The following is a 22,750-nucleotide window of genomic DNA, read 5'->3' on the forward strand; positions in this document are numbered from 1 at the left end:
ACACGGGAGTTGGCTGTGAGTAATACCTATGGCGAGCGGTTGAAGGCTCAGCGGGAAGCGGCCGGGCTGACCCAGCAGGAGCTTGCGGAACTGGCGCTGATGACGCGGTCGCACATCTCGCACATCGAGGCGGGGCGCCGCATGCCGAGCGAGGAGGACGCCCGGCGGTTGGACAAGGCACTGGGCACGGGGAATGTGCTCACGAGCTTCCGGCCGGGAGCGGAGGACGACGGAATCCTCGCGGACTACTTCGGCGCGGCGCGGCACCTCGAACAGCAGGCGACGATGATCCGGGAGTTCGCCCTGTCCTTCCTTCCGGGCATCCTCCAGACCGAGGCGTACGCGCGCGCCGTCCTCGGCATGGCGTTCCCACCATTGAGCCCGACGGAGTGTGACAAGGCCGTCGTCGCACGACTGAATCGCGCAAAGATCTTCCAGAGCGCCAAGCCACCTGTGGTCTGGGCGATCCTGGACGAAGCATCGCTCCGACGTCCGATCGGTGGGCCGAAGATCATGGCGGAGCAGCTGGACCACATCGTCGAGCTCACCGAAGCAAAGCTCATCCGCACGCACGTGCTCCCCATGTCGATCGGGTTCCACTCATTACTGGAAAGCATGCTGACGTTGATGTGGTTCGATGACCAGCCGCCAGTCGCCTACAGCGAAGGAGTGCGGGTAGGAAAGTTGCACGACTCGCCAGCCGTGGTCGAGGCACTTCAGAGCCGTTACGCTCTCTCCCTGAGCGACTCCCTGTCACGAGACGACTCTTTGGCAGTGGTGAAGGCAACAGCGAAGGGCTACAGAGAACATGGCCAGGCGGAGTACCCCGACCAACTTCTCGCCCACCCGCTGGCGTAAGTCCTCCTACAGCGGTAGTGAGTCGGGCAGCTGCCTCGAAGTCCAGGACCACCACCCCACCGCCGTCCCCGTCCGCGACTCCAAGGTCCCCGGCGGGCCCACCCTGATCGTCCCCGCCGCCGGGTGGACCTCCTTCGTGGACGCGGTCAAGCGCGGGGCTCTCTCCGCCTGACCCGGACGGGCAGGCGGAGAGAACGCGGGCCTCACTCCCCCACGTACTCCGCGAGGTGTTCGCCCGTCAGGGTCGAGCGGGCCGCGACCAGGTCGGCGGGGGTGCCCTCGAAGACGATCTTGCCGCCGTCGTGGCCCGCGCCGGGGCCGAGGTCGATGATCCAGTCGGCGTGGGCCATGACCGCCTGGTGGTGCTCGATGACGATCACCGACTTTCCGGAGTCGACCAGGCGGTCCAGCAGGCCGAGGAGCTGCTCCACGTCCGCGAGGTGCAGGCCGGTGGTCGGCTCGTCGAGTACGACGACCTGCCCGCCGCCGCCCTTGTCGCCCATGTGCGTCGCCAGCTTCAGGCGCTGGCGTTCGCCGCCGGACAGGGTGGTGAGCGGCTGGCCGAGGCTCAGATAGCCGAGGCCGACGTCCACCAGGCGGTCGAGGATCTTGTGCGCGGCCGGGAGGGCCGCCTCGCCGGAGCCGAAGAACTCCTCGGCCTCGGTGACCGACATGGCGAGGACTTCGCTGATGTCGCGGCCACCGAGGTGGTAGTCCAGGACCGAGGCCTGGAACCGCTTGCCCTCGCAGTCCTCGCACGGGCTGGAGACGCTCGCCATGACGCCGAGGTCGGTGAAGATGACGCCCGCGCCGTTGCACGTGGGGCAGGCGCCCTCGGAGTTGGCGCTGAACAGGGCGGGCTTCACGCCGTTGGCCTTGGCGAAGGCCTTGCGGATCGGCTCCAGGAGGCCCGTGTACGTCGCCGGGTTGCTGCGGCGGGAGCCCTTGATGGGGCTCTGGTCGACCGAGATGACGTTCTCGCCCGCCGGGATCGAGCCGTGGACGAGCGAGCTCTTTCCGGAGCCGGCGACGCCCGTGATGACGGTGAGGACGCCGAGCGGGATGTCGACGTCGACGTCCTGGAGGTTGTGCGCCGTCGCGCCGCGGATCTCCAGCGCGCCGGTGGGCTTGCGCACCTCGTCCTTGAGGACGGCCCGGTCGTCGAGGTGGCGGCCGGTGACGGTGCCGGAGGCGCGGAGCCCTTCCAGGGTGCCCTCGAAGCAGACGGTGCCGCCCGCCGTACCGGCCCCGGGGCCGAGGTCGACCACGTGGTCGGCGATGGCGATGGCCTCGGGCTTGTGCTCGACGACCAGGACCGTGTTGCCCTTGTCGCGCAGGCGCAGCAGGAGGTCGTTCATGCGCTGGATGTCGTGCGGGTGGAGTCCGATGGTCGGCTCGTCGAAGACGTAGGTGACGTCGGTGAGGGAGGAGCCGAGGTGGCGGATCATCTTGACGCGCTGGGCCTCGCCGCCGGACAGGGTGCCGGAGGGGCGGTCCAGGGCCAGGTAGCCCAGGCCGATCTCGACGAAGGAGTCCAGGGTCTGCTGGAGGGCTTCGAGGAGCGGGGCGACCGAGGGTTCGTCGAGGCCTCGGACCCACTCCGCCAGGTCGCGGATCTCCATCGAGCAGGCGTCGGCGATGGAGATCTTCTTGATCTTCGAGGAGCGGGCGCCCTCGGTGAGCCGCGTGCCCTCGCACTCGGGGCAGGTGGCGAAGGTGACCGCACGGTCGACGAACTCCCGGATGTGGGGCTGCATCGCCTCGCGGTCCTTGGACAGGAACGATTTCTGGATCTTGGGAATGAGCCCTTCGAAGGTGAGGGTGGAGCCCTCGACCTTCACCTTGGTCGGCTCCTTGTAGAGGAAGTCCTGCATCTCCCTCATGGTGAACTTGGCGATCGGCTTGTTCGGGTCGAGGAAGCCGGACTCGGCGTAGATCCGGACCGTCCACCAGCTGTCCGACTTCCAGCCGGGGATGGTGAACGCGCCCTCGGCGATCGACTTGGAGTCGTCGTAGAGCTGGGTGAGGTCGATGTCGGAGACCGTGCCCCGGCCCTCGCAGCGCGGGCACATGCCGCCGGTGCGGCTGAAGGTCGCCTTGACCGCCTTCTTGTTGCCGCGCTCGACGGTGATCGCGCCGCTGGCGGTCACCGAGGGGACGTTGAAGGCGAACGCGCCGGGCGGGCCGATGTGCGGCTTGCCGAGCCGGCTGAAGAGGATGCGGAGCATGGCGTTGGCATCGGTGGCGGTGCCGACCGTGGAGCGGGGGTCGCTGCCCATGCGCTGCTGGTCCACGATGATCGCGGTCGTCAGCCCGTCGAGCACATCGACGTCGGGGCGTGCCTGGGTGGGCATGAAGCCCTGGACGAAGGCGGGGTAGGTCTCGTTGATCAGCCGCTGGGACTCGGCGGCGATGGTGGCGAAGACCAGCGAGCTCTTGCCCGAGCCGGAGACCCCGGTGAACACCGTCAGCCGGCGCTTCGGCAGCTCGATGCTGACGTCCTTCAGGTTGTTCTCCCGCGCACCGTGCACGCGGATCAGGTCGTGGCTGTCGGCAGCGTGCGGCGCGGGCGGCTGCGGGGTCTTCGTTCTCGGAGCCATGCTCGTCGTCTCTCCATTACCGGATTACTGGTGCGCACTGGATTGCTGGATCACGGACTGCTGGACCGCTGGTGCGCGGAGCCTACTGTCCGTGCGTGGGGGCCGGGGCCTGAATGACCGGCTCCGGCCCCCGGGGCGGGTGCGGGTGCTACTTCTTGGCCTGGGTGATGCGCAGCATGTTGCCGGAGGGGTCCCGGAAGGCGCAGTCGCGGATGCCGTACGGCTGGTCGATCGGCTCCTGGAGGACTTCGCCGCCCGCGGCGCGGACCTGCTCGAAGGCCGCGTCCACGTCGTCGGAGGTGAGGATGACGCCGCGGAGCATGCCCTTGGCGAGCAGCTCGGCCATGGTCTGCCGGTCGGCGGCCGGGGCGTTCGGGTCGGCGAGCGGGGGCTCCAGGACGATCTCCACGTCCGGCTGCGCGGGGGACCCGACGGTCACCCAGCGCATGCCTTCGAATCCGACGTCGTTGCGCACCTCCATTCCCAGGGCGTCGCGGTAGAAGGCGAGCGCCTTGTCGTGGTCGTCGACGGCGATGAAGCACTGCGAGAGCTTGATGTCCATGGGTTTCACGCTACGGGCGGGGCTTTCGATCCGCTTCTCCATTCCTGACCGGTCGGGTGAGCATCTTGGCGACGCACGCGGGGATGGTCTCGCCGGCCTCGTGAGGGCGGGCCCGGTAGGCGCTGGGGCTCTCCCCGACCAGCTCCGTGAAGCGGGAACTGAACGAGCCCAGCGAGGTACAGCCGACGGCGAAGCAGACGCCCGTGACCGACAGGTCGCCCCGGCGCAGCAGCGCCTTGGCCCGCTCGATGCGGCGGGTCATGAGATAGCTGTACGGGGTCTCGCCGAAGGCGGCACGGAAGCTGCGGGAGAAGTGGCCCGCCGACATCAGGGCGTCGCGGGCCAGCGAGGGGACGTCGAGCGGTTCGGCGTACTCGCGGTCCATACGGTCGCGGGCCCGCCGCAGCCTGACCAGGTCCTCCACCCTCACGTCCTCACCTTCCTCCCGCCGCCCTCGCCGTCTCCCTTCGATCCTCCCCCACGCCACTGACAATCGGGCCGCCTCTTGGCCTCCGCCGGTTCGACGCGTGCCGAGCATCACCCTGGACAGCGCCCACAACCGGCGGGTAACTTCGAAGGAAGTCTGAGCAAGCGCTTAGCCATGTTCCGCGAGTTTCCGCGAATCGACCGCCGATCTAGGAGGCATTCCGTGCGCCGTACGGTATTCAACGAGGACCACGAGGCGTTCCGGGAGACCATCCGCGCCTTCATCGCGGCCGAGGTCGTGCCGGTCTACGACGAGTGGTTCGCCGCGGGCCAGGCTCCGCGCGACTTCTACCTCAAGCTCGGTGAGCTGGGCGTCTTCGGCATCGAGGTCGACGAGGAGTACGGCGGCGCGGGCATCGAGTCGCACAAGTACGAGGCCGTCATCTACGAGGAGACCGCCCGCGCAGGTGTCTCCTTCGGCGGCTCCGGTGTGCACACGCTGCTCGGCCTCCCGTACATCAAGATGCTCGCCACCGACGACCAGAAGAAGCGCTGGCTGCCGAAGTTCGCGACCGGCGAGGAGATGTGGGCCCTCGCGATGACCGAGCCGGGCACGGGCTCCGACGTCGCGGGCATGAAGACCACCGCGAAGCTCTCCGAGGACGGCACGCACTACGTCCTCAACGGTGCGAAGACCTTCATCACCGGCGGCGTCCACGCCGACCGCGTCATCGTCTGCGCCCGTACCGCCGCCCCGCGCGAGGACGACCGCCGCTTCGGTATCTCCCTCTTCGCCGTCGACACGAAGTCCGAGGGCTACTCGGTCGGCCGCAAGCTCGACAAGCTGGGCCTGAAGGTCTCCGACACCGCCGAGCTGGCGTTCGTCGACGTCAAGGTCCCGGTCGAGGACCTGATGGGCGAGGAGAACAAGGGCTTCGGCTACCTCGGCACCAACCTGGCCTCCGAGCGCTGGGGCATCGCCTTCGGCGCGTACGCCCAGGCCGCGGCGGCCGTCCGGTTCGCCAAGGAGTACGTCCAGGACCGCACGGTCTTCGGCAAGACCGTCGCCTCCTTCCAGAACACCAAGTTCGAGCTGGCCGCCTGCCAGGCCGAGGTGGACGCGGCCCAGGCCGTCGCCGACCGTGCGCTGGAGGCCCTGGACGCCGGGGAGCTCACGGCGGCGGAAGCCGCCTCCGCGAAGCTGTTCTGCACCGAGGTCGCGCACCGCGTCATCGACCGCTGCCTCCAGCTGCACGGCGGCTACGGCTTCATGAACGAGTACCCGATCGCCCGCCTCTACGCGGACAACCGCGTCAACCGCATCTACGGCGGCACCAGCGAGGTCATGAAGTCGATCATCGCCAAGTCCATGGGTCTGTAAGGGATTACCTTTCCCCCATGAACGAGAGTCCCGATCCCTTGCTCGATCTGCTCCACCTGCTCGACCTGGAGCAGATCGAGCGGGACATCTTCCGGGGCGAGAGCCGCAGCGCGCTCGTGCCCCGGGTGTTCGGCGGCCAGGTAGCGGCCCAGGCGCTCGTCGCCGCGGGCCGCACCGTCCCGGCCGACCGGGCCGCCCATTCTCTCCACTCGTACTTCCTGCGGGCCGGCGACCCGGGCGCGCCCATCGTCTACACCGTCGACCGCATCCGCGACGGGAAGTCGTTCACCACCCGCCGCGTCGTCGCCGTCCAGCACGGGCAGCCGATCTTCCACCTCTCCGCGTCCTTCCAGACGCACGAGGAGGGCATGGAGCACCAGGCTCCCATGCCCGCCGCCCCGGACCCGGAGACCCTGCCGACGGCCGCCGAGATGCTCCCCCGGTACGCGGACCGCTTCAGCGACCCCGGTGTCGTGGACCGGCTGATCGAGGCGCGGCAGGCGGTGGACCTGCGGTACGTGGACGCGCCGCCGTTCGGCACGGTGGGCGAGCCGCGCGAACCCCGTTCCCAGGTGTGGTTCCGGACGAACGGCAAGCTCGCCGACGATCCGCTGCTGCACGTCTGCATGGCGACGTACGTCTCGGACATGACCCTGCTCGACTCGGTGCTCCTCGCCCACGGGCGGGGCGGCTGGGCGGTCGGGGACGTGGTCGGGGCCAGCCTGGACCACGCGATGTGGTTCCACCGGCCGTTCCGGGCGGACGAGTGGCTGCTGTACGACCAGGAGTCGCCCTCGGCCTCCGGCGGCCGGGGACTGGGCCAGGCCCGTATCTACACCGCCGACGGCCGCCTCGCGATCACGGTCATCCAGGAGGGCGTCGTCCGTATCCCGCGAGGATGACCGGCATCCGGCGAGGATGAACGGCCCCCGGAGCCGCGTTTCCGACATACTCCCCACCATGAGCGACGCGCGGGCGGACAAGGGAACCGACGGTGGGGAGTCCACCTTCACCGTGATCGTGGCAGCCCTCGCCAACCTCGGTATCGCCGTGGCGAAGGCCGTCGCCGGGCTGATCAGCGGCTCCAGCGCGATGCTCTCCGAGGCGGCCCACTCGGTGGCCGACACCGTCACCGAGGTCATGCTCCTCACCGCCCTCAAGCGGAGCGGGAAGCCGGCCGACGAGGACCACCCCCTCGGTTACGGCCCCGAGCGCTACATCTGGGCGATGCTCGCCTCCATCGCCACCTTCGTCGGCGGGGCCGTCTTCTCGATCTACGACGGCGTGCACACCCTGGTCGCGGGCGAGGAGCTGGGCGACCCGCTGATCTCCTACATCGTCCTGGCCGTCGCCTTCCTGCTGGAGGGCTACTCGCTGCGCACCGGGGTCAAGCAGGTGCGGCGCGAGGCGTCCCGGCTGCGGGTGCCGGACACGTACTACCTGCGGCACACCCCCGACACGGCCGTGAAGGCCGTCGTGATGGAGGATTCGGCGGCCCTGATCGGCCTGCTGCTGGCGGCGGGCGGGCTGCTGGGCGGGCAGCTCTCCGGCTCGGGCGTCTGGGACGGCGTCGCGTCCTGTCTGATCGGCCTGCTGCTCGTCTACGTGGCCTGGGTGCTCGGCCGGTCCAACGCCCAGCTGCTCATCGGGCGGCCGCTGCCCCTGGCCGTGCGGTCCGGGGTGCGCGAGGAACTGCTGTCGGTGCCGCACATCGTGGAGGTCCTGGAGCTGACCACGCTGATCCAGGGGCCGGACGAGATCCTGATCGCCGCGAAGATCGACTTCCGGGACATGGCCACCGCGGCGGAGGTCGAGTGGGCCTGCGAGGAGGCGGAGGCCCAGTTGCGCGAGCGGTTCCCATCGGTCCGGCGGGTGTATCTGGACCCGACGCCGGGGCGGGCGCAGCGGCTGCGGCGCGGCGGTTCCTGAGACCTACGGCGTCAGCTCCCCCACCGCCTTCGCGATCCGGCGCTCCCGCGTCTCCTGCGCCTTCGCGCCCTCGATCGAGGTGACGTACGCCTTCTGGCGGCTGGGCGAGAGCGCGGCGAACGCCTCCGCCGCACCGGGGGCCGCCGCCAGTGCCACCGCCAGGTCCTCGGGCGGCTCGACCGTGCGCGGCGCGGTGTCGAGGGTCAGCTCCACCTCGATGGCGTCACCGCCCCCGATGCCGGTCTCCTTGCGCTTGTCGGAGCTGAACGGGATGAGGTACTGCCCGCCCATCGGGGCGATCGTCGAGCGGTACGCGTAACCGTTCACCGTGACGTTCACCGGTGGGCGCTTGCCCGCGCCGAGGGCCTCGACCACGTCCTCGGGGACCTCGATACCCGTGTTGTTCCCGGCCTGGAACATCGTCGTGCTGAACTTCATGACCCGCACCCTTCGTCGCCGTCGGCGTCTTCGTCGGCTGTTGTCAGTGCAGACGTCCGCGGTGCCGGAAACTCATCGCCGACGGGGTCGCTACGCGGCAGGCTCCCCGACGACCGGTTCCGCGGGCTCGTCCTCCAGCAGCCCTGCCGCGTGCAGCAGGTAGTCCGTCATCGGGTCGTAGAAGCGCGGGTCGGTGACATGGTCGTCCAGCGGGACCGTGACCTGGAGCATGCCCTCCGATTCGCCGAGGAAGAGGGCCGGGTCGTTGCAGTCGGCGTAACCGATCGCGTCCAGCCCCCGCCCGCCCGCGCACCCCGCCCAGCCGTGGTCGGCGACGACGAGGTCGGGCAGCGGGCGGCCCAGGTGGGCCGTGGCGTCCAGGATGGCCGCCATCGGGGCCGGGGAGTGGGTGTGCCAGAGGGTTGCCCCGCGCTCCAGCATGGCGACATCGGCGAACTGGACGACCAGGCCCTCGTCCGCGATCAGCCCCGACGGGATGCGGACGATCTCGCAGCCGGCCCGGCGCAGCGCGTCCGCCGTCTGCCGGTGCACGTCCAGCAGGCCGCCGGGGTGCCCGGTGGCGAACAGCACCCGTTCCCGGCCGTCGGCGGCCTTGCGCAGGCGGGCCGCCATCCGCTCCAGGGCGTCGACCGTCAGCTCGGGGTCGATGGTGTCCTGGCCCTGCCGGTGCGCGGGGTCGTCGTTCACCCCGCAGCGCTCGGCCATCACGGCGAGGACGTCCTGCTCGTCGGTCCAGCGGTCGCCGAGCTCCAGACCGAGCCAGTAGTGGCGGTCGCCGTTGGCGAGCTTGCGGTAGTGGGACAGGTTGTTGTCGCGTGGCGTGGCGACGTCCCCCGCGATGCGCGTACGGACGAGGTGGTCGACGAGGGCGGCGCGGCTGGGTATCGGCATGGACCCATTGTGCCGTCCGGTGTGCGGGGCGTGCCCGGTGTCCTGATCAACGGACGGGGCGGATCCGGCGAGCCGGCCGGCAGGCGGGCCGGCGGACGGACCGACGCGCGGATCGGGGAGCGGACCGGCGAGCGGTCCGGCCCAAGGCTCGGCGAACGGTCGCCCCTCCGGCCCGGCGGTCCCCCCGCCGCCCGGCCCGCACGCACCCCCGTAACTCTTCCAGGACTGTTCACCCCCGCGTGACCTGGCTCTTCCTTCACCGGGCGGGCGGCGGGCTCGAATGGAACCACCCAGAGGTCTGGACCAATCGAGTCGCGCCAAACCGGTGTCCGATTCCCTTCGGTGCACCACTCTCGGGCAACTGGTCTATACCTTTGGCATTAAGGTGGGCCATCGGAGACGGGAACCGAAAAACAGGCACATACACAGCCGTGGGGGGCTTTATGACTGTGCATCACCTTCCGCAACCACCGTCCGACGACGAGCTGTACTGGTACTTCGGGCCGCAACGCCGCTGGGTGCTGGTGAGCAGTTCGCTGGCCTTCGTCTTCACGGCGGCGACGATGTTCACGTTCGCGTTACGGACCCCGGCGCTCTGGGCGTTCCTCGCGATCCTCGGACTGAACGTGGTGGCGCTGCTGCTGTCCTCGGCGAACAGCCTGCGGCAGCGCCGGCTGACCCGGGCCTCGCACGACACGCTGGTCCGCGCCTGGCGGCCGGCCGCGCTGCCGACCGTCGACCTCTACCTGCCGACCTGCGGCGAACCCCTCCCCGTCCTCGCCAACGCCTACCGCGCGGTCGCCGCCCTCGACTGGCCCGGAGCGCTCACCGTCTCGGTGCTGGACGACGCCGACCGGGCCGAAGTGGCGGCCCTGGCGGCCGAACACGGCTACCGGTACGTCGTGCGGCCGGACCGAGGACACCTGAAGAAGGCGGGGAACCTCAACCACGCCCTCACCCTCTCCGACGCCGAGTTCATCGCGATCCTGGACGCGGACTTCGCGCCCCGGCCGGACTTCCTGCGCCATCTGGTCCCCTATTTCGCGGACCCGGCCGTCGGCATCGTGCAGAGCCCGCAGTGCTTCGACACCGACGCGGGCATGGACTGGATCCAGCGTGCCGCTGGGGCCGCGCAGGAGTGGTTCTTCCGCTGGATCCAGCCCTCCCGGGACGCCGCCGACGCGGCGATCTGCTGCGGCAGCAACGCCGTCTACCGGCGCTCCGCGATCGACCTGGCGGGCGGTTTCGCCCGACTCGACCACAGCGAGGACCTGTACACCGGACTCGCCCTGCACGAGCGGGGGTTCCGCACCCAGTACGTCCCCGTCCTGGTCGCCAAGGGCACCTCGCCGGACACCGTCACCTCGTATGTCAACCAGCAGTACCGGTGGGCCATGGGCAATCTGCACCTCCTCGGCACCCCGGTGCTGAAGCGGATGGGCGCGCCCTGGCGGATGCGGCTGTGCTTCTACGAGGGCATCGTCGGCTACCTGACGACGGCCGTGAACACCTTCGCCGCCCCGCTGCCGCCGCTGGTGATGATGTTCGGATACCCGGACGACGTCCGCCCCTGGCACGTCCTGCCGCTGCTCGCCCCGCTGTGGCTGTGGCACGTGCTGCTGCCCCGGATCAGCCGGACCCGGTGGCGGGTCGAGGTGATCCGCGCGGGCGTCCTCACCAGCGTGGCCGCCGCCACCGCGTTCTGGCACACGCTGCGGGGCCGCAGTGCCGCCTGGGTGCCCACCGGGGTGCGGAGCAACGGGAGTCCGGGCTCGATGGCCCGCCGGGTCGTGGGCGTCTCGCTGGTCTGGCTGGTGCTGTCCAACGCGGCCGCCGCAACGGGCCTCGCGCTGACCGTGGCCCGTAACGGCTGGGCGCCCACCTGGGGGCTCGGCCTCTACGTCCTGGTCCAGCTGCACATCAACGTGCCCCTGATCCGGGACCTTTCGGCCGAGCTGCGGCGGGCCGGACGCACACCCGCCGGGGCCGGGGCCGCTGCCGGGGCCGGAAAGCGGCTCGCCGGTCTCCGTTCGCGGACCGGGACGGACCTGCTGCCCCGTCGCTGGCCCGAGGCCCTCGCCGCTTCCGCCGTCCTCCTGCTCACCGGTCTGCTCGCCTCGGGGTGGGTCGACCCGATGCTGCCGTGGCTGAGCTGAGCCGTCCCGAAAGGCGCCACCCGATGCCCCTCCTTCTCGCACCCGGCCACCGCCGAAAGCGGTCCGCCATCCCACCCGCCCCGCCCACCGCTCACCACCGCCCGGGCGGTGAGTCCGGGCCCAGCCCGCACCGGGCCGCGTTCCGGCCCGACATCGAGGGGCTGCGCGCGGTCGCCGTCCTCGCGGTGCTCGCCTTCCACGCAGGGATACCGGGGGCGGCGGGCGGGTTCGTCGGCGTGGACGTCTTCTTCGTCATCTCCGGCTATCTGATCACCGGGCTGCTGGTCCGGGAGGCGATCACCACCGGCCGGATCCGGCTCGGCGACTTCTTCTCCCGGCGGGCCCGGCGGCTGCTGCCCTCCGCCGCCGTCGTCCTGGCGGCGGTCGCGGTCGCCGGGGCGTGGCTGACCGTACCGCTGCTCCGCACCGACCTGGAGCACGACGTCCTCGCCGCCGCGCTGTCCGTCGCCAACTGGCGGTTCGTCTCGCAGCAGACCGACTATCTCGCCGCCGGGCACGACCAGAGCCCACTGCTGCACTTCTGGTCGCTCGCCGTCGAGGAGCAGTTCTATCTGGTCTGGGCCCCCCTGCTCGCGGTGATCGTGCTGACCGCCGCCCGCGCGGTCCGCCGGGGCCGGGCCGTGCGGGCGGTCGTGGCGCTGGTCACCGCCGGCGCGGCCGTCGCCTCGTTCGCGCTGTCCCTGCACTGGACGCGGGACTCGGTCTCGCTCGCGTACCTCGGAACACCGTCGCGTGTCTGGCAGTTCGCGGTCGGGGCGCTGCTGGCGCTGCTGCCCTGGCATCTGCTGCGCGGGCCGCGTCCCCTGCGGCCGACGTGCGGGTGGGCGGGGGCCGCGGCGATCGTCTGGTGCGTCGCGTCCTACGACGCGTCGACCCCGTACCCCGGTTGCGCGGCACTCGTCCCGACCCTGGGGACGGCCGCGGTGATCCTGGCGGCGACACCGGGGCGGGGCGAACGGGACGTCCAAGGTGCTTACGGGGTGGGCCGGTTGCTCGCCGGCCGGGCCCCCCGGGCCGTCGGGCGGCTCTCCTACACCCTCTATCTGTGGCACTGGCCGGTGCTCGTGTTCGCCGAGGGCCGGCTCGGGGCGCTCGACTGGCCCGCGAAGACCGCGTGGACGCTGGCCGCCGTGCTGCCCGCGCTCGCCACCATGCGGTGGGTCGAACAGCCGCTGCGCCGCAGCCGTACGGTCTCCGAACTCCCGCGCCGGGGGCTGGCGGTGGGGGTCTCCGCCGTGGTCCTGCCGGTCGTGCTCGCGCTGGTCGTCGGCACCACGACCCTGCGTCTGCTGGGCCCGGCCGCCCCCGTCGACGTCGGAAGCCTCCCGCCGGGCGCGGCCGCCGGGCCGTCCCTGCTGGCCCGTGCCGAGGGCCCCGCGCTCGCGGCCGGGCCCGTGGTGCCCAGACCGGCCCAGGCCCGCGCGGACTTCCCGCCGGACGGGGGCTGCCAGGCGGCCCCGGCGGTGACGAGCAGCCCGCCGTGCCTGTTCGGGGCGGTGGACAGCCCGGACCGCGTGGTCCTGCTCGGCGACTCGCACGCCGGGCAGTGGTTCTCCCCGCTGCTCGCCCTGGCCTCCCGGCGCGGGTGGGCGCTCCAGGAGCTGGTGAAGCAGGGCTGCCCGCTGCCGGAACTGACCGTGCAGAGCCCTCAGTTGGGCCGGACCTACCGGGAGTGCGACACCTGGCGGGACGACGCCCTGGACCGCCTGCGCACGGGGCCGAGGCCCCGGCTCATCGTGATCGCCTCGCTCAACCGGTACACCGCCGACCGACGACTCCTCACCTCCGCCTGGGAGAAGACGTTGGCGCGGCTCCGGGCGACCGGCGCGCCGATCGTGTATGTCGAGGGCACTCCCGTACCGGGGACGGACATCCCGGCGTGTGTCTCCGGCGCTCCGGACGAGACGGCGGCCTGCGCGTTCGACCGGGCGAAGGCGCTCCCCCCGGATCCGCTGGCGCAGCGGATCGCGGCGGGCGCGGTACCGGGCGTGCGGTCCGTCGGTGTGAACGCGGTGCTGTGCCCGGGCGACGGGCCGACGTGCCCCGCCGTACGGGACCGGATCCTGCTCTACCGGGACGACACCCACCTGACGAACGTGGCGGCCGTCGTCCTGGCCCCGAGGCTGGAGAGGCTGCTGACGGAGTCGGGCGCGCTGCCGGTCACCGCTCCCGGCGAGCCCGGGAAGCCGGCCGGCCCCGCACGGTGACGGTGCGCGGGGCGTCCTACGGCACTGCGGAGAGGACCGTCACCACGGTCACCGTGGAGATCGCCGCCTGGAGGTTGCGGATCGCCTCGCGCACGCTCACGCCCACCCAGTGGCCCTCGGCGATCTCGGCCATGCGCGGGGCGACCTGCTTCTTCGGGAGGTCGGGGAAGGTCTGGCGGTGCATGCCCGTGGCGTGCACGAGGGCCACGAGCGCGCTGGTGCGGGCGTCCGGCTCGGCCCCTTCCAGCACCACGGCGGCCAGCCGGGCGCGCAGCTCCCGTTCGACCGTTCCGTCGGTCTCCGGGTAGCGGCGCACCGGGAACACACCGAGGGCCCGGTGCTTCTCCTCGGTCACCAGGCCGCGGGCGACGAGGCTGTCCACGACGTCCTGGGAGCCCTTGGCGTGGTCCCGGGTCAGCCAGGCGACGACCTTGCGGCTGCTGGAGGCCCCGTGGACCCAGCGCGTGAGCCGGTCGAGGCGGCCGTCCAGCAGGGCGTCGCCGGTCGGGGAGGGGTCGAAGACCTCGACGCACCCGCCCTTGACCGTGACGCGCCCCGCCATGACCAGCTCCAGGAGCATGCCTGCCGCCACACCCCAGCGGGCGGCGCTCTCCCCCTTCGCCGCGCCGGTCTCGTCGTCCAGCGACAGCAGCATGATCTCTTCGCCCAGTGAGACGGTCATGGTGCGGCTCCCCGATGTCGTAGCGTGTGGACCGGTCGTGGCGTCCTGACCGGAGAGACGTACGTACCCCGCCCGTGGTTGCCCGGAACCCCCGAGGGCCCGGGCGGGAAAGCCGCTGCTCAGGACGGTTCCGCCGCGGCGAAGGCGCCCCGGGCCAGCCGGTGCAGCAGGGCGGCGGTCGCCGCGCGGCCGGGCAGGGCGTCGGGGCGGGCCAGGTGCGGGGTGGAGTTCAGCAGGCCGAAGACGGCGTGCACGGTGACGCGGGCCCGGTTCTCCGGCAGCGACGGGTAGAGGGCGCGGACGACTCCGACCCAGACCTCGACGTACTCGCGCTGGAGCCGGCGCACCCGCTTGCGGTCCGTGTCGCGCAGCCGGTCCAGCTCCCGGTCGTGGAGGGTGATGAGGGGGCGGTCGTCGAGGGCGAAGTCGATGTGGCCCTCGATGAGCGCGTCCAGGAGTGCCTCCGGGGAGCCGTCGCCCCGGGCCTCGTCCTCCGCCACCCGCTGCCGTCCGCCCTCCAGGAGGCGTTCACTGATGCCCACCAGCAGCTCGGCGAGCATCGCGTCCTTGCCGGGGAAGTGGCGGTAGAGGCCGGGGCCGCTGATGCCGACGGCGGCGCCTATCTCGTCGACGCCGACACCGTGGAAGCCGCGCTCGGCGAAGAGGCGGGCGGCCTCCCGGAGGATCTGCTCGCGGCGGGTGGGGGCCGCGACGCGGGCGGCGGCATGGGTGCTCATGAGCATGCATTCTAGACAGGGTCGTTAGCGGTCGTTAACCTGAGGGAAACGCGTTAACGCTCATTAACAGCACGTCAACGCTTTTCACCACTGCGGTACGGGCAAGGGGGCTCGACACGATGCAGCAGGCACCGGTCCTGGGGAGCGCGGCCGATCCCGCCTCGGAGGCCTGGCAGGCCAACGAGGCGGCGCATCGCGCGCTCTCCGACGACCTGGCGGAACGCCTCGCCACGGCACGGCTGGGCGGGGGTGAGAAGGCACGGGCCCGCCACGAGGCGCGCGGCAAGCTGCTCCCCCGGGACCGGGTGGACACCCTTCTCGACCCGGGCTCGCCGTTCCTGGAGCTGGCCCCGCTGGCGGCGAACGGGATGTACGGGGACCAGGCGCCCGCCGCGGGCGTCATCGCGGGCATCGGGCGGGTCTCCGGCCGGGAGTGCGTGATCGTCGCCAATGACGCGACCGTCAAGGGCGGCACGTACTACCCGATGACCGTGAAGAAGCATCTGCGCGCCCAGGAAGTGGCGCTGGAGAATCGTCTCCCCTGCCTGTATCTGGTCGACTCGGGCGGCGCGTTCCTGCCGATGCAGGACGAGGTCTTCCCCGACCGGGACCACTTCGGGCGGATCTTCTACAACCAGGCCCGGATGTCGGGGGCGGGCATCCCGCAGATCGCGGCGGTGCTGGGCTCCTGCACGGCCGGCGGGGCGTACGTCCCGGCGATGAGCGACGAGGCCGTCATCGTCCGCAATCAGGGCACGATCTTCCTCGGCGGACCGCCGCTGGTGAAGGCCGCCACCGGCGAGGTGGTCACGGCCGAGGAGCTGGGCGGCGGCGAGGTCCACTCCCGTACGTCGGGGGTCACCGACCATCTCGCGGAGGACGACGCGCACGCGCTGCGGATCGTCCGCAACATCGTCGCGACCCTCCCGGACCGGGCCCCGCTCCCCTGGTCGGTCGAACCGGCCGAGGAGCCGAAGGTCGACCCCGCCGGGCTGTACGGGGCGGTCCCGGTGGACTCCCGCACCCCCTACGACGTGCGCGAGGTGATCGCGCGCGTGGTGGACGGCTCCCGCTTCCAGGAGTTCAAGGCGGAGTACGGCCAGACGCTGATCACCGGCTTCGCCCGGATCCACGGCCACCCGGTCGGGATCGTCGCGAACAACGGCATCCTGTTCTCCGAGTCGGCCCAGAAGGGCGCGCACTTCATCGAGCTGTGCGACCAGCGCGGCATCCCGCTCGTCTTCCTCCAGAACATCTCCGGCTTCATGGTCGGCCGGGACTACGAGGCGGGCGGTATCGCCAAGCACGGCGCGAAGATGGTCACCGCGGTGGCCTGCACCCGGGTACCGAAGCTGACGGTCGTCGTCGGCGGTTCGTACGGCGCGGGCAACTACTCGATGTGCGGCCGGGCCTACAGCCCCCGCTTCCTGTGGATGTGGCCGAACGCCAAGATCTCGGTCATGGGCGGCGAGCAGGCGGCCTCCGTCCTGGCCACCGTCAAGCGCGACCAGCTGGGCGACGACTGGAGCGCCGAGGACGAGGAGGCGTTCAAGGCCCCGATCCGCGCCCAGTACGAGACCCAGGGCAACGCGTACTACGCCAGCGCCCGGCTCTGGGACGACGGTGTGATCGACCCCGTGGACACCCGGCAGGTCCTGGGCCTCGCCCTGACCGCGTGCGCCAATGCCCCGTTGCCCCAGAAGGACCCGGCCGGGCCCGGCTTCGGCGTCTTCCGGATGTGAGGAACAGATGACGACGATGTTCGACACCGTTCTGGTCGCCAACCGCGGCGAGATCGCGGTCCGGGTGATCCGGACCCTGCGGGAGCAGGGCGTGCGCTCGGTCGCGGTCTTCAGCGACGCGGACGCGGACGCCCGGCACGTCCGGGAGGCGGACACGGCGGTACGGATCGGCCCGCCGCCCGCCGCCGAGAGCTATCTGAACGTGCCGGCACTCCTGGAGGCGGCCCGCCGCACGGGTGCGCAGGCAGTCCACCCGGGGTACGGATTCCTCGCGGAGAACGCCGAGTTCGCGCAGGCGTGCGCGGACGCCGGGCTGGTCTTCATCGGCCCGCCCGCCGCCGCGATCGCGCTCATGGGCGACAAGATCCGGGCCAAGGAGACGGTCGCGGCCTACGGGGTCCCGGTCGTCCCCGGCTCCTCGGGCAGCGGCCTGACCGACGCCCAACTGGAGGAAGCAGCACGGGGGATCGGCACCCCGGTCCTCCTGAAACCCTCCGCGGGCGGCGGCGGCAAGGGCATGCGCCTGGTCCGCGACGCGGCGGTGCTGGGCGAGGAGATCGCGGCGGCGCGACGGGAGGCCCGTGCCTCCTTCGGCGACGACACGCTCCTCGTCGAGCGCTGGATCGACCGCCCGCGCCACATCGAGATCCAGGTGCTGGCCGACGCCCACGGCAACGTGATCCACCTGGGCGAGCGCGAGTGCTCGCTCCAGCGCCGCCACCAGAAGATCATCGAGGAGGCGCCGTCCGTCCTGCTCGACGAGGCGACCCGGGCGGCGATGGGTGAGGCAGCGGTCCAGGCGGCGCGCAGCTGCGGCTATGTCGGCGCGGGGACGGTGGAGTTCATCGTCCCGGGCAACGACCCGTCCGCGTACTACTTCATGGAGATGAACACCCGCCTCCAGGTCGAGCACCCGGTGACCGAGCTGATCACCGGCCTGGACCTGGTGGAGTGGCAGCTGAGGGTGGCGGCGGGCGAGCACCTCCCGTACGCACAGCAGGACATCAGCCTGACGGGCTGGGCGATCGAGGCGCGCGTCTGCGCCGAGGACCCGTCCCGCGGCTTCCTGCCCTCCGGCGGTACGGTGCTGGCGCTGCGCGAACCGCAGGGCGGCGGGGTGCGGACGGACTCGGGACTCAGTGAGGGCGTGCCGGTCGGCAGCCTGTACGACCCGATGCTGTCGAAGGTCATCGCGTACGGCCCCGACCGCGCGACGGCCCTGCGCAAGCTGCGCGCGGCCCTGGCGGACACGGTGATCCTGGGCGTCCCGACCAACGCGGGCTTCCTGCGCCGCCTGCTGGCCCACCCGGACGTGGTCGCGGGGAACCTGGACACGGGCCTGGTGGAGCGCGAGGCGGAGGGGCTGGTGCCGGACGGCGTCCCGGACGAGGTGTACGCGGCGGGCGCGGCGGTCCGCCTCGACGCGCTGGCGCCCCGGCCCGACGCGGGGGGCTGGACGGACCCCTTCTCGGTGCCGAACGGGTGGCGTACGGGAGGTGTGCGGGCGCCACTGGTGTTCCCGCTGCGGGTGCCGGGCGCGGACCCGGTGACGTACGGGGCACCGGCGGGAGCGGTGGTCGGACCCGACCGGGTGACGGTCGAACTCGACGGCACGGTGGGCCACTTCCACCGATCCGGCGACTGGCTCGGCCGGGACGGTGACACCTGGCACGTCCAGGACCACGACCCGGTGGAGGCGGCCCTGAGCGGGGCGGGCCGGAGCGGGGCGGACACGCTGGCGGCCCCGATGCCCGGCACGGTCACGGTGGTGAAGGTGGCCGTCGGGGACGAGGTCGAGGCGGGCCAGAGCCTGCTCGTGGTGGAGGCGATGAAGATGGAGCACGTGATCTCGGCCCCGCACGCGGGCACGGTGACGGAGCTGGACGTCACCGCGGGCGCGACGGTGGCGATGGACCAGATCCTGGCGGTCGTGGTCCCGGTGGCCGAGGGGGAGGACGCATGAGCGCCCAAGGACTCCCCATGAAGGTGCCGGCCCCCGGCCTGCCCTCCCGGGTCCGGATCCACGAGGTGGGCGCGCGTGACGGCCTCCAGAACGAGAAGGAGACCGTCCCGACCGAGGTGAAGGCGGAGTTCATCCGCCGCCTGGCGGTGGCGGGCCTGACCACCATCGAGGCGACGAGCTTCGTGCACCCGAAGTGGGTGCCCCAACTGGCGGACGCGGAGCAGCTGTTCCCGCTCCTCGGCGATATCGCCGACGTGGGGGACGTATCCCTCCCCGTCCTGGTCCCGAACGAACGGGGCCTGGACCGGGCGCTGGCGCTCGGGGCGCGGTCGATCGCGGTGTTCGGTTCGGCGACGGAGACGTTCGCGGCCCGGAACCTGAACCGCACGGTCGACGAGTCGCTGGCGATGTTCGAGCCGGTGGTGGCGCGCGCGAAGGCGGACACGGTCCAGGTGCGCGGGTATCTGTCGATGTGCTTCGGCGACCCGTGGGAGGGCGCGGTCCCGGTCGCCCGGGTGGTGCGGGTGGCCAGGGCCCTGATGGACCTGGGCTGCGACGAACTGTCGCTGGGCGACACGATCGGGGTGGCGACGCCGGGCCACGTGACGGCGCTGCTGACAGCGCTGAACGAGGCGGGCGTGGCGACACCCGCGATCGGCGTCCACTTCCACGACACGTACGGCCAGGCGCTGTCGAACACCCTGGCCGCGCTCCAGCACGGCGTGAGCACGGTGGACGCCTCGGCGGGCGGCCTGGGCGGCTGCCCGTACGCCAGGAGCGCCACGGGGAACCTCGCCACCGAGGACCTGGTCTGGATGCTCGACGGCCTGGGCATCGAGACGGGCGTCGACCTGGCCGAACTGACCGCCACCAGCGTCTGGCTGGCCGGACACCTGGGCCGGCCGAGCCCGTCTCGCACGGTCCGCGCCCTGACCCCTCCCTCTTCTTCCGCCTCCCACAAGGAGTGAGCAACCCATGCCCTTGGACCACCGGCTGACCGCCGAACACGAGGAACTGCGCCGCACGGTCGAGGCGTTCGCACACGATGTGATCGCGCCGAAGATCGGCGACCTGTACGAGCGCCATGAATTCCCGTACGAGATCGTGCGCGAGATGGGCAGGATGGGCCTGTTCGGGCTGCCGTTCCCGGAGGAGTACGGCGGTATGGGCGGCGACTACCTGGCGCTCGGGATCGCCCTGGAGGAGCTGGCCCGGGTCGACTCCTCGGTGGCGATCACGCTGGAGGCCGGGGTCTCGCTGGGCGCCATGCCGCTCCATCTCTTCGGCACGGAGGAGCAGAAGCGCCAGTGGCTGCCGAAGCTGTGTGCGGGCGAGGCGCTGGGCGCGTTCGGCCTGACCGAACCGGACGGCGGTTCGGACGCGGGCGGCACGCGCACGACGGCGGTGCTGGACGAGGCGACGGACGAGTGGGTGATCAACGGCTCGAAGTGCTTCATCACCAACTCGGGCACGGACATCACGGAGTTGGTGACGGTCACCGCCGTGACGGGGCGCAAGGAGGACGGCCGCCCCCTGATCTCCGCGATCATCGTCCCGTCGGGCACCCCCGGTTTCACGGTCGCGGCCCCCTACTCCAAGGTCGGCTGGAACGCCTCGGACACGCGTGAGCTGTCCTTCACGGACGTCCGCGTCCCGGCGGCGAACCTCCTGGGCGAGCAGGGCCGGGGCTACGCCCAGTTCCTGCGCATCCTGGACGAGGGCCGCATCGCGATCTCGGCCCTCGCGACGGGCCTGGCGCAGGGCTGCGTGGACGAGTCGGTGAAGTACGCCGCCGAACGCCACGCCTTCGGCAGGCCGATCGGCGCGAACCAGGCCATACAGTTCAAGATCGCCGACATGGAGATGCGCGCGCACATGGCCCGCATCGGCTGGCGTGACGCCGCCTCCCGCCTGGTGGCGGGCGAACCGTTCAAGAAGGAGGCGGCGATCGCGAAGCTGTACTCCTCGACGGTCGCGGTGGACAACGCCCGGGACGCCACACAGATCCACGGCGGGTACGGCTTCATGAACGAGTACCCGGTGGCCCGGATGTGGCGTGACTCGAAGATCCTGGAGATCGGCGAGGGGACGAGCGAGGTCCAGCGGATGCTGATCGCCCGGGAGCTGGGGCTGCCGGGCTGATCCGTCGGCTGCCGCTCCGACTGCTGCCGCCCCGGCCGCCGTGGACTCACACACGGCGGCCGGGGCGGTCGTGTCAGTGAGGAGCGCCCGTCGGGCCTCTCGTGTCGGGCCCCGCCCGGGTCCGGTCCCGGAGAATTCACTGTCCGAGAGAGGGGTCCGTGCGGGAGGCTGCACGGGTGATCGAGCGAGAAGCCGCCATCCGGACCGTCGAGGCCGAGCTGGAGCGCGACCGCCTGCGGTGGCGGGCCACCGGAGTCGACGCGCTGCGGATGGCCGTGGTCGACGTCGAGGAGCACGAGCTGGTGTGGATCGTCTCCTGGACCTCCGAGGAGTTCGTCCGCACCGGGAACCCGGAGTTCATGCTGGCCGGTAACGGGCCGTACCTGGTCGACCGTGTCGACGGCGGGCTGCATCAGATCGGCGTCGTCGCCGCGGTGACCGGGGAGTGGGAGGCCGACTACCGGGCCCGGATTCGCGGGCTGCCGGTGCGCACCGCGGTGGACGACCTGCACGATGCGCTCTGCGAAGCCGCCGCCGCGCGCGGACGCATGCACGCGGCGCGGATACTGCGCCGGAGGCTGCCCGTGCTCTCGCCCGCGGAGGCCCTCGCCTACGTCAGCGCGTTGCCGGCGGGGGACGCACCCGCGCATCTCGTGGCCGTGGCCACCAGGGAGCTCGTGGAGCCTCTCAACCCGGTATTCGCGGTGGAGACGATAACGAGGGGCGAGCAGTCGTGATCACCCCCCCCGGTCCCGGCCGGACGGCCGGCAGCATGCCGCGCGGCGAGGCCCTGCACCACCGGGAGCGGGCCGTTGAGCTGGGCGTACCGGAATCCGCCGTACTGGTCGAGGCGAAGGCCCGTAGCACCGGGGAGGACATCCTCTTCGCACGGGCCCTCCTGGCCCGTCCTCCATCACGTGTGCGCCGGGCAGGCCGGGTGCCTCAGCGCCAGGCGTGGCGGATCTTCAGCCGCCCGTACCCCATCTCCCCCGAGATGCGGATGCGCGGCGCGTCGGGGCGGGACGGCTGCCGGGGGCGGTAGCGCAGGTCCTTCCACCCGGTCGTCAGGCCCTCGACCTCGACGACCGCGTCCCTCGGCACCGTGACGCCCGCGTTGCCGACGCCGAGTCTCAGCTCGATGTCGACGACCGGGTACGCGATGACCGCCCGGGACAGATCCAGGTGCACCCGCCCGTAGGCCGACTCGACCTTGAGGGTCCTGGGCACCTGCCACACGCCGCGCCGCTTGATCCGCCCCCCGGCCACGGAGATCGTCGCCGTGGCACCCGGGTCCTCCGCCGGGAGCGCGCCCAGGGCCACGGTGAGGTCGCCGTACGTCGTGGCGGCGAGCACCCGGTCGAGCCGGCCGTCCATCTCCTCGTGCGTGATGCGCTGTTCGGCGTACGCCTCCCGCACACGGCGTACGGCGTTCTCGCGGTCTTCTTCGCCCACGCGCGTCGAGGCGCTTCGCTGAGGTGAGGTCACTGGTTCACCTTAGCGCCGCGCCAACCCCCCGCACATGGAGCGCGCATGGGGCCTCAGGAGGCCGACGCCTCCCCGCTCTGCCGGGCGTCGTAGTCGCTCCGCGCCTTCGCGATCTCCTGCTGGTGGCTCTCGGTCCAGTCGACGAGCGACCTGATCGTGGTGTGCAGGGTCGCGCCCAGTTCCGTCAGCTCGTACTCGACCCGGGGCGGGACGACGGGGTACACCGTGCGCCGCACCAGACCGTCGCGTTCGAGCTGGCGCAGGGTCACCGTCAGCATGCGCTGGCTGATGCCCTCGATGAGCCGTCGCAGCTCGGAGAAGCGCAGGGTGCGGCGTTCCAGGTGGGCGATGGCGAGGAGCGACCACTTGTCCGCGACCCGGTCGAGGATCTGCCGCACCTCGCAGCCCTCGCGGACGTCCCACTGGCTGATGTCGTAGTCCGGACCGGCGTCGGTACCGGTGTCGGTATCGGCGCAGTGACTCGGTGACTTCGAAGTGCCTTCTTCCAT

General features: G+C 71.7%; 21 protein-coding genes. 12 read left to right on the forward strand and 9 right to left on the reverse strand.

Annotated elements, in window-relative coordinates; translation table 11 throughout:
- Positions 1-15: 15 nt before the first annotated feature.
- Positions 16-858: a helix-turn-helix domain-containing protein gene (locus CCZ36_RS10635; protein WP_128817534.1), complete on the forward strand. Its 843-nt coding sequence runs from the start codon at positions 16-18 to the stop codon at positions 856-858.
- A complete protein-coding gene (locus CCZ36_RS10640) occupies positions 809-1,030 on the forward strand; it encodes a DUF397 domain-containing protein (protein WP_069739567.1) in 222 nt (73 codons plus the stop codon). Before CCZ36_RS10635 ends, CCZ36_RS10640 begins: the two co-directional genes overlap by 50 nt.
- Positions 1,031-1,061: 31 nt before the next feature.
- Here the strand turns inward: CCZ36_RS10640 and CCZ36_RS10645 are convergent, their stop codons facing one another.
- From CCZ36_RS10645 to CCZ36_RS10655, 3 genes are all read right to left on the reverse strand, one after another.
- Positions 1,062-3,458, reverse strand: a complete 2,397-nt coding sequence (locus CCZ36_RS10645; protein WP_128817535.1) for an excinuclease ABC subunit UvrA — start codon at positions 3,456-3,458, stop codon at positions 1,062-1,064.
- 148 nt (positions 3,459-3,606) lie between these two features.
- Positions 3,607-4,020: a VOC family protein gene (locus tag CCZ36_RS10650; RefSeq protein WP_128817536.1), complete on the reverse strand. Its 414-nt coding sequence runs from the start codon at positions 4,018-4,020 to the stop codon at positions 3,607-3,609.
- Between the two features lie 10 nt (positions 4,021-4,030).
- The gene (locus CCZ36_RS10655; protein WP_128817537.1) at positions 4,031-4,450 is read right to left on the reverse strand and encodes a helix-turn-helix transcriptional regulator; all 420 of its coding nucleotides are present in this window, start codon (positions 4,448-4,450) and stop codon (positions 4,031-4,033) included.
- Positions 4,451-4,669: 219 nt separating this feature from the next.
- Between CCZ36_RS10655 and CCZ36_RS10660 the strand changes: the two genes are divergently transcribed.
- From CCZ36_RS10660 to CCZ36_RS10670, 3 genes are read left to right on the forward strand one after another with little or no spacing between them, the layout of a single operon-like run.
- Entirely contained in the window at positions 4,670-5,827 is a 1,158-nt protein-coding gene (locus tag CCZ36_RS10660) for an acyl-CoA dehydrogenase family protein (protein WP_069739564.1), read from the forward strand.
- A gap of 17 nt (positions 5,828-5,844) precedes the next feature.
- Positions 5,845-6,729 (forward strand): acyl-CoA thioesterase II, encoded by an 885-nt coding sequence (tesB, locus tag CCZ36_RS10665; protein ID WP_069739563.1) that lies wholly within the window; start codon positions 5,845-5,847, stop codon positions 6,727-6,729.
- A 58-nt stretch (positions 6,730-6,787) separates the two neighbouring features.
- Complete coding sequence (locus CCZ36_RS10670; protein ID WP_069742596.1) at positions 6,788-7,756, forward strand: cation diffusion facilitator family transporter; 969 nt, start codon at positions 6,788-6,790, stop codon at positions 7,754-7,756.
- A 3-nt stretch (positions 7,757-7,759) separates the two neighbouring features.
- Here CCZ36_RS10670 and CCZ36_RS10675 read toward each other — a convergent pair whose 3' ends face one another.
- Positions 7,760-8,194: a YdeI/OmpD-associated family protein gene (locus tag CCZ36_RS10675; protein WP_128817538.1), complete on the reverse strand. Its 435-nt coding sequence runs from the start codon at positions 8,192-8,194 to the stop codon at positions 7,760-7,762.
- Between the two features lie 90 nt (positions 8,195-8,284).
- Positions 8,285-9,106: a phosphatase gene (locus CCZ36_RS10680; RefSeq protein WP_128817539.1), complete on the reverse strand. Its 822-nt coding sequence runs from the start codon at positions 9,104-9,106 to the stop codon at positions 8,285-8,287.
- 443 nt (positions 9,107-9,549) lie between these two features.
- Between CCZ36_RS10680 and CCZ36_RS10685 the strand changes: the two genes are divergently transcribed.
- A complete protein-coding gene (locus CCZ36_RS10685) occupies positions 9,550-11,262 on the forward strand; it encodes a glycosyltransferase family 2 protein (protein WP_128817540.1) in 1,713 nt (570 codons plus the stop codon).
- Positions 11,263-11,285: 23 nt separating this feature from the next.
- Positions 11,286-13,490, forward strand: a complete 2,205-nt coding sequence (locus CCZ36_RS10690) for an acyltransferase family protein (RefSeq protein WP_128817541.1) — start codon at positions 11,286-11,288, stop codon at positions 13,488-13,490.
- 16 nt (positions 13,491-13,506) lie between these two features.
- On the opposite strand, the gene CCZ36_RS10695 is transcribed toward CCZ36_RS10690, so the two are convergent.
- Together CCZ36_RS10695 and CCZ36_RS10700 are read right to left on the reverse strand one after the other, a co-directional pair.
- Positions 13,507-14,172, reverse strand: coding sequence for a GOLPH3/VPS74 family protein (locus CCZ36_RS10695; protein WP_069739558.1), 666 nt, complete (start codon positions 14,170-14,172; stop codon positions 13,507-13,509).
- Between the two features lie 119 nt (positions 14,173-14,291).
- The gene (locus tag CCZ36_RS10700) at positions 14,292-14,909 is read right to left on the reverse strand and encodes an SACE_7040 family transcriptional regulator (RefSeq protein ID WP_069739579.1); all 618 of its coding nucleotides are present in this window, start codon (positions 14,907-14,909) and stop codon (positions 14,292-14,294) included.
- Positions 14,910-15,028: 119 nt separating this feature from the next.
- Between CCZ36_RS10700 and CCZ36_RS10705 the strand changes: the two genes are divergently transcribed.
- The 5 genes from CCZ36_RS10705 to CCZ36_RS10725 all read left to right on the forward strand — a co-directional run bounded on the left by CCZ36_RS10705 (position 15,029) and on the right by CCZ36_RS10725 (position 21,493).
- Positions 15,029-16,651 carry a carboxyl transferase domain-containing protein gene (locus tag CCZ36_RS10705; RefSeq protein WP_069739557.1) on the forward strand — a complete coding sequence of 541 codons (1,623 nt, stop codon included), beginning with the start codon at positions 15,029-15,031 and terminating at the stop codon, positions 16,649-16,651.
- Between the two features lie 7 nt (positions 16,652-16,658).
- A complete protein-coding gene (locus CCZ36_RS10710; RefSeq protein ID WP_128817542.1) occupies positions 16,659-18,614 on the forward strand; it encodes an acetyl-CoA carboxylase biotin carboxylase subunit in 1,956 nt (651 codons plus the stop codon).
- Positions 18,611-19,582 (forward strand): hydroxymethylglutaryl-CoA lyase, encoded by a 972-nt coding sequence (locus tag CCZ36_RS10715; protein WP_128817543.1) that lies wholly within the window; start codon positions 18,611-18,613, stop codon positions 19,580-19,582. The genes CCZ36_RS10710 and CCZ36_RS10715 overlap by 4 nt, the downstream gene beginning before the upstream one ends.
- 7 nt (positions 19,583-19,589) lie before the next feature.
- Entirely contained in the window at positions 19,590-20,756 is a 1,167-nt protein-coding gene (locus CCZ36_RS10720; RefSeq protein WP_069739554.1) for an acyl-CoA dehydrogenase family protein, read from the forward strand.
- Positions 20,757-20,932: 176 nt separating this feature from the next.
- Entirely contained in the window at positions 20,933-21,493 is a 561-nt protein-coding gene (locus CCZ36_RS10725) for a YrhB domain-containing protein (RefSeq protein ID WP_069739553.1), read from the forward strand.
- 205 nt (positions 21,494-21,698) lie between these two features.
- Here the strand turns inward: CCZ36_RS10725 and CCZ36_RS10735 are convergent, their stop codons facing one another.
- Complete coding sequence (locus tag CCZ36_RS10735) at positions 21,699-22,208, reverse strand: DUF1707 SHOCT-like domain-containing protein (RefSeq protein WP_234427798.1); 510 nt, start codon at positions 22,206-22,208, stop codon at positions 21,699-21,701.
- Positions 22,209-22,294: 86 nt separating this feature from the next.
- Complete coding sequence (locus CCZ36_RS10740) at positions 22,295-22,750, reverse strand: winged helix-turn-helix transcriptional regulator (protein ID WP_069742607.1); 456 nt, start codon at positions 22,748-22,750, stop codon at positions 22,295-22,297.

Origin of the sequence: Streptomyces sp. S063, from assembly GCF_002832675.1 — a bacterium.
Lineage (GTDB): Bacteria > Actinomycetota > Actinomycetes > Streptomycetales > Streptomycetaceae > Streptomyces > Streptomyces sindenensis.